The sequence below is a fragment of the Bordetella tumbae genome, from assembly GCF_965139195.1.
GTDB classification, from domain to species: Bacteria; Pseudomonadota; Gammaproteobacteria; order Burkholderiales; family Burkholderiaceae_B; genus Bordetella_A; species Bordetella_A tumbae.
On record NZ_CBCSJH010000011.1, the window covers coordinates 137241 to 153863 of the forward strand.

A 16623-nucleotide genomic window follows, 5' to 3' on the forward strand; every position below is an offset into this window, starting at 1 on the left:
TCAGTGCTCAGCACCTCACAACGACAACAAGCAGATCACACCAAAGGAGCAGACAATGAGTATGGAGCGCAGACATTTCATTGCATGTGCGATGGCAAGCACATTAATGATTCCCGGCTGGTCATATGCAGATATGTGGCCAGTCAGGAATATCCGTATTGTGGTGCCGTTTCCCCCGGGCGGGTCAACCGATATCCTGGGCCGGCGCACAGCCGATTACCTGCAAAAAACATTCGACGTGCCCGTGATCGTCGAAAACTTGCCAGGCGCCACCGGGACTATCGGCACAGCCGCGGTGGCACGTGCCGCGCCGGACGGCTATACCTTGCTGATGGGATCGGTCGGTACGATCGTGACCAATCATTTTGTTTACGACAATCTGGCATTCAAGATCGATTCTTTTGACCCCGTCATCAATATTGCCGAAACCCCGAATGTGATGATGATACGGCCCGGCCTGCCGGTGGGTTCGGTCCAGGAACTCATCGCCTACATGAAGGCCAATCCGGGAAAATTGAATCATGGCAGTCCTGGCCTGGCGTCGAGCTCTCACGTATCCGCCGAATTATTCAAACTGCGGGCAGGTGTTCAAGCGCAGCACGTGCCCTATAAGGGCAGCGCCCCCATGCTCGCAGACCTCATGGGAGGCTCGATCGATTTCACGATCGACAATATTTCGTCGTCGCTGGAGCTGATCAAGGCTGGCAAGCTGAAAGCGTTGGCGGTCACATCAAGAGACCGCTCTCCTCTGCTGCCGCAACTGCCGACCATGATCGAAGCGGGTTTGCCGGACTACGTCATGGCGCCTTGGTTCTGTGTCGCAGCGCCATCGGGCACCTCTGCCGAGGTCATACAGAAATTGAACGCAGTGTTGAACGACATGCTGAAGGACGACGCAGTTCGCCAACTACTGGAGTCCTATGGCGCCACACCCGTCGGCGGCTCACCGTCGCAAATTCGAACCCTGATAACGACAGAAAGCGAAACGATCCGAGCCTTGTCCGCACAGGTCAATTTCACATCGTCGTAAACCCCCTCCCCGTGGCAACCCACGGCGTTGCCCTTTCCACCATAAGGAATCCGACAGTGATCGAACAGTACAGCCCCGAACGCATTGCCGACCGCTTCATGATCCAGGATGTCATCTATCGCTGGTGCCGAGCGGTAGACCGCCTGGACCGCCAGGGTATCCTGGACCTCTTCTATCCAGGGGCGATAGACAGCCACGGCCCCTATATCGGTCCCATCGAGGGCCTGGTGGACTGGATAATGGTGCGGCACAAACCCATCCCCTTTTCCAGCCATTTCGTCGGCAACCTGCTCATCGAGTTTGCGACCGAGGACATTGCACTGGTCGAATCCTACGTTCGGACGATCCAGCAGTATCCGCAGGGCGCCAAATCTCAGTTGTCTCAGTTGACCGGCGGCGCCAGCGGCGATCCCGATGCCGCGGTGGATATGTTCACGTCGTCACGCTATCTGGATCGAATGGAACGGCGAGACGGGCAGTGGAAAATCGCGCATCGCACCCTGATCCAGGATTGGAAACAGCTGGTCGACGTCAAAACACAGGCCCTGCAGCCACATGAAGGCTGGATACTGGGACGGCGCGATGGCGAGGACGCTATGCAGGTGGCCAGACGTGAACTGCGACTAGGTTGAGACCATATGCAAAACAGCAGCAACGGTCCGCTTGATGGCATTCGTGTCATCGAGATGGCGGGCTTCGGTCCCGCGCCATTTTGCGCCATGATGCTTGCCGACATGGGCGCCGACGTGGTGCGAATCGAACGTGCCAATGCTCCAGCGCGGGGAATTCCCATCCCGCCCACATTCGAAGTCCTGAATCGCAGCCGCCGGTCGGTAGCATTGGATCTCAAGACAGAGACTGGCGTGGCAACACTGCTGCGCCTGGTGGACAAAGCGGATATGCTGATTGAAGGTTTCCGCCCCGGTGTGATGGAACGGCTGTCCATCGGACCACAGGACTGCCTGGCCCGCAATCCGGCACTGGTCTATGGCCGCGTCACGGGCTTCGGCCAAACCGGACCGATGGCCAACGTCGCGGGACATGACCTGAATTACATTGCCCTGACGGGAGCGTTACACGCCATCGGCCAGCCGGATGGCGATCCTGTCGTGCCACTGAACTTGATCGGTGACTTTGGTGGCGGCGGCATGTTGCTATTAGCAGGCATGTTGGCAGCTCATATCGAGTCCCTGCATTCCGGCAAGGGCCAGGTCGTCGACGCCGCCATGGTCGACGGCGTCAATCTGCTGATGGCTAGTACGTATGGTTTACGCGCTGCGGGCGTGTGGCGTGACGCGCGCGGATCAAATCTGTTGGACGGCGCAGCGCCATGGTATGGCGTTTATCGCACCTGTGATCAACGCTATGTGTCCTTCGCCGCCGTCGAGCCTCGTTTCTATGAAGAACTGATTCGGCGTCTGGGTTTGGATCCGGAGACATTGCCGCCCCGCAACGATCATGCCGCGTGGCCACGGTTGCGTCAGGTAATCGCCGACGCGGTAGCGGCCATGACGTTGGCCGAGATCGAACAGCGCTTGGCGGACAGTGATGCCTGTTACGCGCCGGTGCTGTCCATGGCCGAGGCCCCACACCATCCGCAGATGCAGGCGCGTGGCAGCTTTGTTCAGGTGGATGGCGTCGTGCAACCGGCGCCGGCGCCGCGGTTCAGCCGCACACCTGCCAGCGTACGCAGTGCGCCGCCTGCTCCTGGGCAACATACCGAGGAAGTCCTGAATGATTGGCTGCGTGAATAGTCGACACAACGGTTGGTCAGCCTGACGCTATGCAGCTACGTTGCCGCGATCGACGTATACAAGAACAGCGTCACGTCGATCGCACCAAGACCGCCTGGGATCAGAACAGAGGCAACTCAGTCCGCCGATGCCGGCAGTGACACGTTGAGCTCGCCGCCCAACTTTGCCAAGCTGTCCCAAATCGCGGGAGCAAACTCGATCTGATGCTTATTCCGCGCGCGATTCGCGGCCTCGTATTCACCCGGATACTGCACGGCATCCACACCCGGCTGCGGCTTGCATGCATGCAGATAGTCGATAAAAGCGCCGACCTCCTGAATGCGCCAATCCGCTTGAAAACCCACACGGGCATCGAGCAGCAACGCGAACATATTGTTCATCGCTGCACCTTTGCGCGGACGAGCCGGCTGTATAGTGCCGCCACCCGACAGTACGCCGGCCAACAGCTCGGCCACCAGGCCCATCGCATAACCTTTGTGCCCGCCAAAGGGCAGCAACGCCCCGGGAGGATCGGTAAACAACGCATTAGGGTCCGTAGTCGGATTCCCTTGCGCATCGATCAGCGATCCCTCCGGTGCCTGCTGGCCATTTGCAGCCAACACGCGCGCCTTGTTCACGGCAATCGAGCTCGTCGCCATGTCCACCAGGAAAGGCGGGCGGCCATCTGGCAGCGGGCCCGCAAAGCACAAGGGATTCGTCGTCATGCAAGCCTGCGCTCCGCCGAACGGCGCTACGGTAGGCTCACGGTTGATCACGTTGGTGAACGCCAGCAGGATAAAGCCGTCGTGCGCGGCCATTTCACCGTAAAAACCCATGCGGCCCAGATGATGGCTATTGCGCAGCGTCACAATGCATTGACCGTGTTCGCGCGTGCGCTCCAAGGCTTGCTGCATGATCACCTTGCCCACGTGCTGGCCCAGGCCTTGATTGCCTTCAAAAGCCAGCATGGGCCCATGGTCGTACATCACCGTGGGACGCGCCGAGCCGTTGGCCAGTCCCTTTTCCAGTACCTTGCGGTAATTCGGCAGAATGGACAGGCCATGGCTGGTATAGCCAACACGGTCTGACTCCACCAGATGCTCGGCCACATTGGCGGCGATGTCGTCGGGTATGCCTTGCGCCTGCAACAGCGCGGTGCCATAAGCGATGGCGTCTTCGATACGTATCTTCATCGCAGCATCCTCACATCCAGCCCAGCCAGCGCCAGTACGTTGCAGCCATCACCAACATCAACCCGAAACCCACGATCGTGACGCCGATACCGACCTTGGCAAACTGTTTGGCGGTAAAGGTTTCCGTACCCAGGCAGACCATATTCTGCGGTGCGTTGATGGGCAGCATGAAGCCGTAGCTCACCACGAAACCCAGCAGCATCGTCATGCCCAGGCGGTTGAAATCGCCCGGCAAGGTTTGCAGCACCGAGATCAAAATCGGCAACATGGCGGACGTCAACGCCGTCGCGCTGGCAAAACCCAGGTGAATCAGAATCAGGAAAACACCCAGGATCGCAAAGATACCCACGGATCCGACTTTATCCAGGCCGGTATTGGCCACCACCTGAGAGCCCAGCCATTGGCCGGCCTGCGTGGTCAATAGTGCGGTGCCCAGGCTGATGCCCACCCCGAACACAATCACCGTACCCCACGGAATACGCGACTGCACGTCTTTCCATGTCATGACGCCGATACGCGGCAGCATCAGCAACACCAAACCAAAATACGTCGTCGACGTGGTATCGAAACTGTGCAGTTTTCCTTCGGTTGACCAGCAGAGCAGCAACAGGACCGATACGATCATCAGCCGCTTTTGCGGCCCCGTCATGGGTCCGAGATCACGCAGCGATTGCTCGACGGCTTCCTTGCCGCCCTGGACTGCGTCCGTTTCGGGGGGCAACAGTTTCAGCACGAGGACCACGAGAAACGCCGACATGATGATGGCCCACGGCGCACCGGCGATCAGCCAGTCGGACCAGGCCACACGCTGGCCCAGCATCTTGTCCATAAAGCCCACCGTCAGCAGGTTCTGTGCGGCGGCAGTTTGAATGCCGACGTTCCAGATACTGGTGGCCTGCGCCACGATGATCATGATGCCGGCGGCAATATGCGAGCGCTTTTCCACGCCAAACGCAGCGATGACCCCCATCATGATCGGCACCACGCAAGCACTGCGCGCCGTCGCAGAAGGCACCACCAGGCTGAGCACAATCGTGACCGCAATCGCGCCCATCATGATGCGGCGCGTGCTGGTCCCGACTTTAGATAAGGTGACCAGTGCGATCCGTTTATCCAAGCCGGTAAACGTCATGGCAGCGGCGATGAATAACGCGCCAGCCACCAGGGCGAGTGCAGAATTTGAAAACCCCGTCAACGCCATCGTGATAGCCCGAGAGGTACCGTATAGGACGCTGGGGTCCTGCACCGTCGGAGCAGTACCCAATAAAAACGCCATCAAGGTTGTAATCATGATGGCGCTGGCTTCGTACGACACGGCCTCGGTGATCCATACCACCACCGCAAACACCAGGATGGCCAACATGCGATGCCCTGCCACGGGCAGTGCGTCAGACATCGGCATAAACAGGACAGCGAGCATGGCAATCACCCCGGCGATCAAGCCAATGGGGATTTTTGCTTTGCTGGGGGGACTGGCGGGCGGGGCCGCGGATGAAGCGGGTTTAACGGGAACAGCGACAGGCTCAGACATGCCTTTCTCCGGTAACCAAGATGGGGGTCGAATGCAACCGGAGCTGTTCGCGAATAGCGCCGCGAATAACAACGGGTCGCAGGCAACACGAGAACATTCTATAACAATGTAACGGAGGAACGAGAAACACTACTCCACTTTTGCACAAGATTATTGCGAAATATCAATACCAAACCACGTAATCAATTTCCTTCGTGATAATCGACGCCGATCACGAACGGCGAGGCCCCTACCCCTGTCCTATTCGCTCATTTCTGGCCGAGACAAGCCCATCTATGCACGAGAGTTTCAGGCATTCTTGGCTTACGCTTGTACGACATGCAGTACGGACGGAAACCACAGTGCAGCCACACCTGATCAAAAAACCCTACCACCCGGTGGTCCTCGATATCTTGCAAAGGCAGCCGGCTCGCGCGGTCCTGGATGCTCCATGCGGCCATGGGTGGCTGGGACATGAATTCTCCCGACTTCAGCCGGATTTGCAGATCGACGGTTTGGGGTTGTGGGAATACCCGGTGGAGGTGCCTGCCTATGGGATGGTCCGTGAACACGATCTGGACGAGCCCTTGCCCAAGATGCCCCGCGAATACGATGCGGTAGTTTGCTGCGAAGCCATTCATTTGCTCACCAACCCAGGATCTGCCCTGAAAGGCTTTCGCGATGTGCTGCGGCCCGGCGGCAAATTGATTGTCACCACGCCGAATTCATGGCACGTCAGATCGCGAGGACAGTTCTTCTTGCGAGGATTTCACTCAGGGTTCAGCCCGATGTATGGCAAAAAGCGGGGCGACTACATCACGCATTTTCCATTTTCATTTCCCCAACTGCACCTGGTGCTCAGCACTTCAGGATTTCGGCAAATTGAACTGCACGAGGTCGACGAACCGAAGCCAAAGCGACTCGTTGAACGCCTATTGGGCTGGCCGGCGGCGNCCTACTGCCGCCGCAAGGCCGCTCACGCTGCAGATGCCGACGAAGCCCACTATTGGGAACAGGCGGGCAGCCCGCAATCGATTTACGGGCGATGGCTTGTGGTAAGCGCCGAGCGGTAATGAAGCCATGTCCAGCGTGAGGCTGGTATCGATCCCGTCTGGCACAGCAGTGATAACCCCGGGTTCGGTGTGGTGTTTCGTTTACTGGAGTACGCGCGGAGCCTCGTTCTTGAGGTCGTTAGCGCGACTCTCTCAATGTCATATATAGAATAAATTTGTAAAAAAATAAAATATAATTGCCTCACGAGCATCTGTTGTAATCAAGCCCTAATGATTGTTTCAATTAGTTATAGACTCTCCTCGGCGGGCACGGCTTTAGAACTCGAGTGACAACCCGGCGACGTGGACGCTGATGCTACGTCCCTGCCACTAATAAGGCGCAATAAAAAATGGCGAGTTTCTTTTTCGATCTGAAGGCTGCCGACGCGACGGTCGATCAGACCAATGCAGATCCGGGTATTAACAGCGCCACCCTGCTCCCCGGTCCTCATACGCTGACCGTCGACGGCGTGGATCTGACAGTGTCGGTCCCGCTGTTTATGTTTCCGACGACGGGCGCGACTGTGGTCGTGACCAACGGCGCGACCCTGGACACGCCAGACTTGTTGTTTGCTACCACCGGTGCCGATCAGATACCGGGCAAGCTGGTGATCGATGGGACCTCCTCGGCTACGGTGAATCAGTTTACGGGTCCTGTACCTAATGGCGGTACCGTGAAGTTAAATGTGGAGTTCGGCGGCGATGGTGATGGTAGTTTCACATACGTGAGTTCCGGCATCACGAGCCCTATCACGATAAATGGCATGAGCGCGGGGGATTCTATTCATGTGCCCGGCGCCGCCTTTATGCAGTTCAGCTACGATCCGACATCCGAGACGGGCACAGTTCATTTCGTAAGCGGCGCCTTGCCGGTAACGATGTCGTTCCAGGGCATGCCGTCGAGCGTAGGAGCCGTCATTGCTGACGATCCGCAAAGCTATTTCACCAACGGCGATTTTGTGATGCCGGTCTGCTTTCTGAAAGGGTCGCGCTTACGTACACCACGCGGCAGCGTCGCTATCGAGGCATTGCAACCTGGTGATCAAGTCCTGGGCCAATCCGGATGGCGCACCGTGAAATGGATAGGCTGGCGCAAGTACCGTGTCGCGCTACTGCGCACCGATGACGAGCGTGCCGCGACCCTGCCTATCAGGATCAGGCAGCACGCCTTTGCCGCGAATATGCCGGACGCCGATCTGCTGGTGTCGCCCTGGCACCATCTATGGCTGGACGGCGTGCTGGTACGCGCGAAGTGTCTCGTCAATGGCAGCACCATCGTGCAAGAGCCACGCACGGAATGGGTGGAGTACTACCACGTGGAATTGGATCAGTTCGACGTGGTGATCGCACATGGCGTGTATTCCGAATCGTGGGCTGACGGTGGCAATCGAGATTTTTTCCAGAACGTGCCTGTGTCCGAACTGCGGCCGCAAGATCGCAAACGTCGTCGCGCTGATCGTCCTGGATTTACGGTGTTGCGCGACTACGATGCGGAGAAGGCGCTCCAGGAAAAATATGCCGTTCGTGCGATGAGCCTGCCGAGCTTTGAAGCGCCCATCGCCGTTGCGAACGGATAGTGTCTTTCCCTGACGGTTGTAGACGCACATGACTCGTGCGAGACGGGGCTGCCGAATCGATTAAGTCGAGTATGTATAATGAGATCAATTCTCATTTTATTTCATCCTCCCCTGCTCCACCCCATGCCCGCCCAGGACCAACCTATTACCGATGATTTGGCCGGGCTGTATGTCGAGCACAGCACGTGGCTTCAAGGCTGGCTGCGCAGGCGCGTAGGCGACACGTTCGCGGCAGCCGACCTGGCGCAGGACACTTTTCTGAGCCTGTTGGACCGCAAGACTGCGGCTATCGAGATCCGGGAGCCGCGTCCGTTCCTGGCAACAGTCGCCCGTCGGCTCCTCGCGCACCGCCACCGCCGGCAGTTGCTCGAAACCGCTTACCTCGAGGCCCTCGCCTGCCTGCCGGAAGAAGTAGCCCCCTCGCCGGAAGCGCGGCTGATGGCCGTCGAGAGCCTGCAGCAGATCGACCGCGTGCTCGATGGCCTACCTCCCAAGGTGCGGGAAGCCTTTCTGCTGGCACACTTGGTCGAACTGAGCTACGCCGAGATCGCCGAGCGGTTGGGGACCTCGACCAGTTCGGTAAAGCAATATCTGACCAGGGCCAACCGCGAATGCATGTTCGCGCTGGCGGTCTGACCTCATGGCCTCCCATAGCGACACATTGACCCTGCCCAGTGGCCGGACCATCAGTCGGGCTACTGCGGATGCTGCTGCGGACTGGCTCACCCTGCTGATGTCCGGAGAGGTTGGCGATGAGCAGCAACGCCAATGGCGTCAATGGCGCCAGGCGCATGTCGACCATGAAGCCGCCTGGCAGCACGTCGAGTCCGTCACGGGCCGGATGAAATCGTTGGAGCGCGCTCCGGCTTACGCGGCCCTGTCGTCCTACAGCGCGAGCGACCGGCCGTCCTCCACCGCCCGCCGAAGGGCCACCCGAATGCTACTGTGGGGTGGATTAGCCACCGGCGTCGGGCTCCTCGCTTCTCGCTCCGGCACCTGGCAGGCCAGCGTGGCCGATTACCGCAGCAGCACCGGCGAGCAACGCGACTTCACACTGGATGACGGCACCCGGCTGACGCTCAACACGGATAGCGCGGTGAATCTGCGCTTCGATGCAAACCAACGCCGCATCCTATTGGTGGCGGGCGAGATCATGATTACCACTCGCCACGAACCAGGCCTGGCCGATCCGCGGCCGCTGCTGGTGACGACCGCCGAAGGCAGCATCCGTTCGCTGGGCACCCGTTTCACTGTACGACAGCGCACCGGGCGGACCAGTGTTGCGGTTCTGGAAAGCGCAGTGGAAATCTCCCCCTGGGCCGAGTCCGGCAGTGCCCGTCTGCTACAAGCCGGTCAACAGACCGAGTTCAGCCGCAACGCGGTCGAAGCGCCGCGCTCGATCGACGACCGAGCGGATGCGTGGGTGCGAGGTCAATTGGTGGCTGACGAGCAGCGGCTTGACGACTTTCTGGCTGAACTGGATCGCTACCGGCCGGGCATCCTGCGCGTAGATCCCCAAATCGCGGGTCTACGTCTTTCGGGGGTCTTCCCCTTGGCCGACACCGACCGCATCCTGGCCACGCTGCCCAGCGTGCTGCCGGTACGCGTGCAGCGGCGTACCCGTTTCTGGGCGACGGTCGTACCGGCTGATTAAGGCCTAGGGAAAAAACTTTTCGCATCGACTGCCCGATCGGCGTTTTCGCGGCACCTACCTTATGAGGGACCGGAATTTTCGGAGGTCCAATCAAGAGGAAGAACATGCCGAACCCGCACCGCGCCCACGATTCGGAGCGCCCACATTTATCTGCTGTTGCGCTTGCCTCGCTAGCGCTGACTGTCGCCCTCGCAGCCGGCGCACCGGCCCTCGTGCATGCTCAAAGCGCCACCGGTGCTGCCGAGACCGCCGTGGCCGACTTCAGTATTGCCGCCGGGCCGCTGGCTCCCGCGTTACGTCAGTTAGCCAGCACGGCCAACATCATGTTGACCTTCACCGCCGAGCAGACCGAGCGCAAACGCACGGCCGGCGTGAATGGCCGGCATCCACCCGCCCGCGCGCTGGCCCTATTGCTCGCCGGCAGCGGCCTTCGGGCCGAGCAACTGGACAATGGCGCGTTTGTGCTGCGTGTCGACCCTACGCGGACATCCGAGGCGTCCGACGCCGCCACGCTGCCCGTGGTCACGGTGACCGGCGCGACTGCCGCCAACGCCACGACCGAGGGCACGGACTCGTACACCACCGGCAGTATGAGCACAGCGACCCGGCTCAACCTGTCCATGCGCGAGACGCCGCAGTCGGTCACCGTCATTACCAGCGAACTCATCAAGGATCAGAACCTGCAGACGATCAACGACGTGGTGCAAGCTGCACCCGGCCTGACGTACCGTCGTTTCGGGCCGGAGCGCGCTTCGTTTTATGCGCGTGGCATGTACGTGGACAACATCATGTTCGACGGCCTGCCCGTGAGCCTGGACAGCTCTAATCTGTCACAGGACCTGTTGTCCACCGATATGGCGATCTATGACCGCGTGGAGATCGTGCGTGGTGCCACTGGACTGGTGCAGGGCGCAGGCAATCCATCGGCCGCCATCAACCTGGTGCGCAAGCGGCCGACCGATGTGCCACAGGTATCCGCCGACGTGAGCGCTGGCAGCTGGGACCACTATCGAGCCGAGTTGGACGCCTCCGGTCCGCTATCGGAGGACGGCAGTCTGCGCGGCCGCGCGGTGATTGCCACTCAGGACTACGGAAGCTACAAGCGCGGCGAAGACAGCAGTGGCCAGACGTTCTACGGGATTCTGGAGAAGGATCTGAGCGCCTCCACCACGCTCACGCTCAGCGCGCTGCATCAGGAGAGCCGGCTGCATGGCAATGGCTTCACCGGTTTGCCCGTGGCCCGCGACGGCAGTGATCTGGATCTGCCTCGATCCACATCGTATGCCAATGACTGGGAACATTGGAACAAGAACACCACCTCGGCATTCGTGGGGCTCGACCACCGATTCGACAACGGCTGGCGTACGCATCTCTCGGCCTATTACGCGCAGGCCGAGGTCGACATGCTGGGCCATTACCTCAATTACAACGTCACCACCGACAAATACCGTCAATTAGGTGCGCGTAACGCCCATAAGGAAAAGCAGAGCAGCGTGGACCTCTATGCCAACGGCCCATTTGAACTGCTAGGCCGTACTCATGAGCTGGTCCTAGGCGCCAGCTACCGTGATGTCGATTTCGACGGCAACAGCCGCCAAGGCGTAGTGCTGTACGACGATCTCGATCTCTACGACTTCGACCCGAGCGCCGTTGCCAACCCCAACATCCCGCTGCGGGACTGGATGGACGCCAATGTCACCCAGCAAAGCTTATACGCCACGACGCGTCTCAATGTGACGGATCGGCTAAAGCTGATATTGGGCGGGCGGTTGGACTGGTTCGACTACAACGACACCGTCAACACCTATTCGAGCTTCACCTCCAACACGCCATCCGCCAGTGCGCATAACCGCTACAGCATCAATAACCAACTGACAAAGTACGCCGGCATTGTCTACGACCTGAACGACCAGCACTCGCTCTACGCCAGCTACACCGACATTTTCAAGCCTCAAAACTACATGGATGCCAGCAACAATCTGCTGGATCCAGTGATCGGTGAAAACTACGAAATCGGCATCAAGGGCGAATACTTCGATGGCGCGCTGAATGCTTCGGCAGCATTGTTCCGCATGGACCAGAAAAACCGTGCCTTCCGCAGCACCGATCAGACCCAGTGCGCTGGCTACCCGACCGTCACCTGCTATTCGACCGCTGGCAAGGTGCGCAGCCAGGGTGTGGAATTTGAGGTGCAGGGCGCCATCACCCCAAATTGGCAGGTGAGTCTCGGCTACACGGTAGCCATCGCGCGCTATCGCAGGGATGCGAATGCCGACAATGTGGGCGAGCTATTCGATACCGACACGCCGCGCCACCTGTTCAAGCTGTCGACGATGTATAGACTGTCCGGCGCCCTGCAAGGCTGGCGCATCGGCGGCTCGGTCTACCGCCAAGGCCCCATCTACAACGAGGGCACCACGAGTGGTGTGCCCTATCGCATCAGCCAAAGCGCCTACACCTTGGCCGACTTGGTGGTGGGCTGGCAGGCCACACCGAAGCTGGACATGCAGCTCAACATCAACAACGTCTTCGACAAGAAGTACTACAACGCGCTGTCCGGCAATGTGAGTTTTCCGAGTAATGTCTATGGCGAGCCGCGCAGCGTGACGCTGACGGCGCGCTACCAGTTCTGATGCGCGGCGCGCTGGTAGTGCTGCACCGCTGGTGCGGCCTGTTCATCGCTGCTTTCCTGTTCATCGCCGGCCTGACCGGCGCGGTGATCGCCTGGAATCACGAACTCGACGAGTGGGCCAATCCCGACCTGTACGTGGCCGCCTCCGGTGAGACGGATAACCCGCTTTCTCCTTTGGAGTTGGCACGCCGGGTCGAGGCGGCTGATCCGCGCCTGCGAGTCAGCTTTGTGCCACTGACGCTCGAGTCTGGCCATACTGCGATGCTGGGCGTCGCTGCGCACATAGATCCCGTCACAGGCGCGCCGTACCGCCTCGGCTTTAACCAACTGGCCGTGGACCCGGCCACCGGCCAAATCCAAGGGAAGCGGCAGTGGGGCCAGATATCGCTGTCGCGCGAGAACCTGCTGCCCTTTCTCTACAAGCTGCACTACACCATGCACATCCCCAAAGGCTGGGGAATCGACTTCGGAGTGTGGCTGATGGGGGTGGTATCGGCGGTCTGGATTATCGACTGTTTTCTGGCGCTCTGTATCTCGTTTCCCAGTGCACGCAGCTGGCGTAAGTCACTGAGCTTCCGGCTGCGTCAGGGCGGCGCCAAGCTCAACTTCGATATCCACCGCTCCGGAGGCGTATGGGTGTGGGGTCTGCTGCTGATGCTGGCCCTGACCTCGGTGTCGCTCAATCTGGGAACGCAAGTGATGCGGCCGCTGGTGTCGATGTTCTCGACCCTGACGCCCACGCCATTCCAGTCGCGCCAAGGCAATCGCGAGCGCGAACTGGCCGATCCGCTGGTGAACCGACAGCAAGCTATCGCGACAGCCGAGGCCGAGGGCCATCGCCGCGGCTGGGCCGCTCCTGCCGGGTCCCTCTTCTATGCACAGCGCTTCGGCATCTATGGCGTGACGTTCTTCACGCCGGAAAATGACGGGGATGAAAACGGCATGGGGAATGAGGTGCTCTACCTGGACGCAGACACGGGTGCGATCCTCGACCAAATGGTGCCGGGCCAAGGCACTGCGGGCGATGTCTTCATGCAGGCGCAGTTGCCACTGCACTCCGGCCGGCTGCTGGGCACGCCGGGACGCGTATTGATATCGCTCACGGGGATTTTTGTTGCGGCGCTGAGCGTGACCGGCGTAGTGATATGGGCGCGCAAGCGTCGGGCGCGGACGGCGACTAAGTCGCGGTCATAGGTGCCGACGAACAGCTGTTGCCATCGTATTCAGGCTGCAGCTGTTCGGGTCCCACCGGATCATCGAAAGACCGCAGTGCCAGATCGCCGCTCGCAGACACCAACAACCTGCTTTAAGGTCGTGAGCGTCTGGTCGCGGTGCATATTGAGGAGTTATGCGGCTTTCTTGACTGCGGCGGGTGCACGCTCTTTCACGGCGTCCTGGATCAGCTTCAACAGATGGGCATTCTTGTCACCCGGACGGACAACCTGAAATCCAGGGCGCGAAGCTCGGCGTCGTTCTCTTTCTTCCGGTCGCAGCGCGGCGACGTCCACGTTCTCGAAGAAATCTCTATTGCCACCGTCGGCCCACGACTCCGAGTACATACCATGTGCCTCGATGACATCGAATTGCTCAAGCTCGATATGCAGGTAGTGGACCTCATCAATTGAGGAATCTTGATAGACGTTAATGCCATTCACCAGGTCCATCGCACGCACAAGAATGTTGTCGACATAGAGGTGATGCCACGGAGACACGGATAGCTGTGTCGACGGAACCCCATCACCTATTGCGCCTTTCATGATGCGGACGGGATAGTTCTGCAGCCTGGCGCTGCCTTTCCATTGAGATATTTCTTTAAACGAGCGCTTGCCTATCCATTTGATCGGCGCAGGCCCAGACCGCGTATTGACGAGGTCTCCCTCTTTGAGGCTCTCAATAGGCACCCTCCCTTGAGGCGTCTCGATCAACGTACCGCGCGTAAAACATACAGCGTTGTCGTAAACGTGACGTACCGCTTCGATCGCTTGATCGAAATCCGATTTCGCGTCTACATCGGTGCTGTATTTCTGGGAAGTATTGTTCGTGATGTTCGTAATCGCGTTCTCGATGGCATTACGAATTTGCGCTTGCTCTGTATCGTCGAGCGCCTTGGACTCTTCGGCGACCGCTTTCAGGCGCTCCAGTTGGTTGAGATCGGATTCGTAGCTCGATTGGCTGTTGATGTTGTTCTGAACTGAATTGATACGGCCTTGCAGGCCGTTTAAATCTGCCATTTTTTGATACTACTGTAGAAAAATTTGATAAAGAAAAAACTTCCGCGCACGCATCTTCGCTCGGCGACAGAGGCATGGAAATGCCGTCTCGCCAAGAGCGTGTTTTATTCAGAAGGAGTGTCGTTCTGCGACTGATGTGAACGAGCGGCGAGTGTAAATTCAAATCCGAGGTAAACGTCGCGTATGACTGCACACTTTGCAATCCTTGACTTATTCGACGTCTCGTACTGCGCGTCGACTTGTCATGCAGGGCTCGCGCGTGACTTCATGAACGAAGTCCGTTTAACGCACTAAGTTTGCAATTCTTGAGTTGGTTGCGTTCCTGAGCCGCATGTAAGATTGAGCCCTGAGCGATCAGTTCACGCTCATGCTGCACAAATCAGGAGATGGCGATGGAGTCTTTCTACCATCAAACACTTAAGCCTTTATCAGAATCCGAACTACGCGCTCGGCGCGCTGTCGCTGCCGGACGGCAGTTGATCAACCCCACTCCCGCTCCGAGTCAGGCGACATCCGCCGAACACGAGCTACGGGAATACATGCAGGAATTGGGATTGCGACTCGCGAGCAGAGCGCCCAGGAGAATTTGAAAAACGAACTAGAAGAACAGCGCTGCGCGCTTGCTCGCTATTGACCGCCTACGGGCGGCTTTCTTTTGGTCGAGCAAGTCTTCAATCTTCTTGTTTGCACGAACGCGGTAGCTTTTTGGCTTGCATTGCGATTCGATCTGGCAATCGCCGCGTTGCCACGGAGATCCTGCTAACTCGATTCGTTCTTGGTGCGAACTACCTTATCCACATCAAACCCCAGCGTTCTGGCGTGGTCAAGCAATCGACGAACGGTCCCGTCATCAGCACGGCGTTCCCGGGATAGCACCCACAGGTACTTTCGATCTGGCGTGCCGACCAGCGAATACTGGTAGTTTCCTTCCAATCGCATGATCCAGTAATCACCCCAGACCATGGGCAGCCATGATGTCCATTTCGGTGCGAAGCGTACCTCCAGTCGCGCCGGATCTGGCGGATCAAACGCTGTCGCCAATCGTCCTTCGCCCTGAGCGACTTTCGTCATTCCGTCGCTGGTACGACACTGGTTCACGACTTCGATCGATCCGTTGGCGAGAAGGGTGTAATCGGCCCGGACATCGCCTGCGCAATCCTCCTGGAAGCGATTTGGTAACCGCGCCTGCTCGTACCACGTTCCCGCGTACTTCTGCAGATTGACGTCAGTCTGCGTAGGCAAGTTGTGCGTCTGCGTCGCACAGCCGGCGAATACTGCAAGCAGCGGCACAGCAATCAAAAGCCTCATGGCGGGCTCCTAATGAATATTGTGAGCGTAACGGAGTGACCAGAATAGCTATTTGCTCGCCATTCGAGGCCGACTCATTCCCATCGCGAGCAGAGGTACTCCTCCAATGAGCATACCGGCACCTAACAACATAAATGTGAGATTGCTCACGGATAGCCCAATGATGCCAAAGGTCACCGCGCACATGAGCAGCGGCAACGCTGCGGTGATGTATCCGTTCATTGTGATGGGTCCCAAAGCTCTAATGCAGATGAGGGCTATATTACCTGGAGTTGCAGACAAAAAGGACGGACCGGTTAACCCGTCCGCCCCTGTCTGTCACCATGTAAGACTTGCCAATTTGGTGTTAACGTCCGGGCACAACCCATCTTGAAACGGTAGGACGTATCTAAGAGCATATCATCGACAAGTGGATGGCCACCACTGGCTTGGTGGCTCACGTATTGGTGGCCAAGTACGCCGACCATCTACCGCTATACCGGCAAGAGGCGATCGTCGCACATCGCGTGATGCATGCCGACGAAACGCCGGTGCAGACTCCAGCCTGGCAACAAGAAGACTCATCGCGCCTATCTCTGGGCATATGCACCTGGTGTCTTTGACTGTAAGCGTCCGGCCATCCCATATTGACACGCCCGCATAAGCGGGCGTTGCTGTTTATGGTGTTTGCGGTTGCCAGTTATGCGGCAGTAATTGATCGATC

Annotated in this window: 13 protein-coding genes and 2 pseudogenes; 11 read left to right on the forward strand and 4 right to left on the reverse strand. The window is 58.8% G+C overall.

The features are described 5' to 3' along the window. Positions 1-61: 61 nt before the first annotated feature. Genes ACNA0J_RS14400 through ACNA0J_RS14410 form a run of 3 tightly spaced genes read left to right on the forward strand, consistent with a single transcriptional unit; the run spans position 62 to position 2784 of the window. Positions 62-1030, forward strand: coding sequence for a Bug family tripartite tricarboxylate transporter substrate binding protein (locus ACNA0J_RS14400; protein WP_415819568.1), 969 nt, complete (start codon positions 62-64; stop codon positions 1028-1030). Between the two features lie 56 nt (positions 1031-1086). Then, a complete protein-coding gene (locus ACNA0J_RS14405) occupies positions 1087-1662 on the forward strand; it encodes a nuclear transport factor 2 family protein (protein WP_415819569.1) in 576 nt (191 codons plus the stop codon). 6 nt (positions 1663-1668) lie between these two features. After that, positions 1669-2784 carry a CaiB/BaiF CoA transferase family protein gene (locus ACNA0J_RS14410; RefSeq protein ID WP_415819570.1) on the forward strand — a complete coding sequence of 372 codons (1116 nt, stop codon included), beginning with the start codon at positions 1669-1671 and terminating at the stop codon, positions 2782-2784. Positions 2785-2900: 116 nt separating this feature from the next. Here ACNA0J_RS14410 and ACNA0J_RS14415 read toward each other — a convergent pair whose 3' ends face one another. Further along, a complete protein-coding gene (locus ACNA0J_RS14415; protein WP_415819571.1) occupies positions 2901-3956 on the reverse strand; it encodes an Ldh family oxidoreductase in 1056 nt (351 codons plus the stop codon). A 10-nt stretch (positions 3957-3966) separates the two neighbouring features. After that, positions 3967-5487 carry a DASS family sodium-coupled anion symporter gene (locus tag ACNA0J_RS14420; RefSeq protein ID WP_415819572.1) on the reverse strand — a complete coding sequence of 507 codons (1521 nt, stop codon included), beginning with the start codon at positions 5485-5487 and terminating at the stop codon, positions 3967-3969. Between the two features lie 341 nt (positions 5488-5828). Between ACNA0J_RS14420 and ACNA0J_RS14425 the strand changes: the two genes are divergently transcribed. The 7 genes and pseudogenes from ACNA0J_RS14425 to ACNA0J_RS14455 form a co-directional block, all read left to right on the forward strand. Next, positions 5829-6419 (forward strand): class I SAM-dependent methyltransferase (locus ACNA0J_RS14425; RefSeq protein ID WP_415819573.1); only part of this gene is annotated, 591 nt, incomplete at its 3' end. Positions 6420-6868: 449 nt separating this feature from the next. Next, the gene (locus tag ACNA0J_RS14430) at positions 6869-8095 is read left to right on the forward strand and encodes a Hint domain-containing protein (protein ID WP_415819574.1); all 1227 of its coding nucleotides are present in this window, start codon (positions 6869-6871) and stop codon (positions 8093-8095) included. A gap of 123 nt (positions 8096-8218) precedes the next feature. After that, positions 8219-8731, forward strand: coding sequence for a sigma-70 family RNA polymerase sigma factor (locus ACNA0J_RS14435; protein ID WP_415819583.1), 513 nt, complete (start codon positions 8219-8221; stop codon positions 8729-8731). Between the two features lie 4 nt (positions 8732-8735). Further along, positions 8736-8912, forward strand: a pseudogene (locus tag ACNA0J_RS14440) (DUF4880 domain-containing protein); the annotation flags it as partial. A gap of 120 nt (positions 8913-9032) precedes the next feature. Continuing rightward, a complete protein-coding gene (locus tag ACNA0J_RS14445) occupies positions 9033-9749 on the forward strand; it encodes a FecR domain-containing protein (RefSeq protein WP_415819584.1) in 717 nt (238 codons plus the stop codon). Between the two features lie 104 nt (positions 9750-9853). Then, on the forward strand, positions 9854-12382 hold the full coding sequence (locus ACNA0J_RS14450; RefSeq protein WP_415819575.1) for a TonB-dependent siderophore receptor: 2529 nt from the start codon (positions 9854-9856) through the stop codon (positions 12380-12382). Next, the gene (locus ACNA0J_RS14455) at positions 12382-13575 is read left to right on the forward strand and encodes a PepSY-associated TM helix domain-containing protein (protein ID WP_415819576.1); all 1194 of its coding nucleotides are present in this window, start codon (positions 12382-12384) and stop codon (positions 13573-13575) included. The genes ACNA0J_RS14450 and ACNA0J_RS14455 overlap by 1 nt, the downstream gene beginning before the upstream one ends. A 152-nt stretch (positions 13576-13727) precedes the next feature. Here ACNA0J_RS14455 and ACNA0J_RS14460 read toward each other — a convergent pair whose 3' ends face one another. Together ACNA0J_RS14460 and ACNA0J_RS14465 are read right to left on the reverse strand one after the other, a co-directional pair. Continuing rightward, on the reverse strand, positions 13728-14612 hold the full coding sequence (locus tag ACNA0J_RS14460; protein ID WP_415819577.1) for a Hint domain-containing protein: 885 nt from the start codon (positions 14610-14612) through the stop codon (positions 13728-13730). Between the two features lie 759 nt (positions 14613-15371). Next, positions 15372-15920 carry a lipocalin family protein gene (locus tag ACNA0J_RS14465; RefSeq protein WP_415819578.1) on the reverse strand — a complete coding sequence of 183 codons (549 nt, stop codon included), beginning with the start codon at positions 15918-15920 and terminating at the stop codon, positions 15372-15374. Positions 15921-16318: 398 nt separating this feature from the next. Between ACNA0J_RS14465 and ACNA0J_RS14470 the strand changes: the two are divergent. After that, a pseudogene (locus ACNA0J_RS14470) lies at positions 16319-16541 on the forward strand (IS66 family transposase); the annotation flags it as partial. Positions 16542-16623 lie beyond the last annotated feature (82 nt).

What these genes read in the sequence shown, in the direction of transcription:
- ACNA0J_RS14430 (WP_415819574.1), top strand. Translation starts at nt 6,869, where the DNA reads ATGGCGAGTTTCTTTTTCGATCTGAAGGCTGCCGACGCGACGGTCGAT.
- ACNA0J_RS14465 (WP_415819578.1), bottom strand. Translation starts at nt 15,920, where the DNA reads ATGAGGCTTTTGATTGCTGTGCCGCTGCTTGCAGTATTCGCCGGCTGT.
- ACNA0J_RS14455 (WP_415819576.1), top strand. Translation starts at nt 12,382, where the DNA reads ATGCGCGGCGCGCTGGTAGTGCTGCACCGCTGGTGCGGCCTGTTCATC.
- ACNA0J_RS14420 (WP_415819572.1), bottom strand. Translation starts at nt 5,487, where the DNA reads ATGTCTGAGCCTGTCGCTGTTCCCGTTAAACCCGCTTCATCCGCGGCC.
- ACNA0J_RS14400 (WP_415819568.1), top strand. Translation starts at nt 62, where the DNA reads ATGGAGCGCAGACATTTCATTGCATGTGCGATGGCAAGCACATTAATG.
- ACNA0J_RS14445 (WP_415819584.1), top strand. Translation starts at nt 9,033, where the DNA reads ATGCTACTGTGGGGTGGATTAGCCACCGGCGTCGGGCTCCTCGCTTCT.
- ACNA0J_RS14450 (WP_415819575.1), top strand. Translation starts at nt 9,854, where the DNA reads ATGCCGAACCCGCACCGCGCCCACGATTCGGAGCGCCCACATTTATCT.
- ACNA0J_RS14415 (WP_415819571.1), bottom strand. Translation starts at nt 3,956, where the DNA reads ATGAAGATACGTATCGAAGACGCCATCGCTTATGGCACCGCGCTGTTG.
- ACNA0J_RS14410 (WP_415819570.1), top strand. Translation starts at nt 1,669, where the DNA reads ATGCAAAACAGCAGCAACGGTCCGCTTGATGGCATTCGTGTCATCGAG.
- ACNA0J_RS14435 (WP_415819583.1), top strand. Translation starts at nt 8,219, where the DNA reads ATGCCCGCCCAGGACCAACCTATTACCGATGATTTGGCCGGGCTGTAT.
- ACNA0J_RS14460 (WP_415819577.1), bottom strand. Translation starts at nt 14,612, where the DNA reads ATGGCAGATTTAAACGGCCTGCAAGGCCGTATCAATTCAGTTCAGAAC.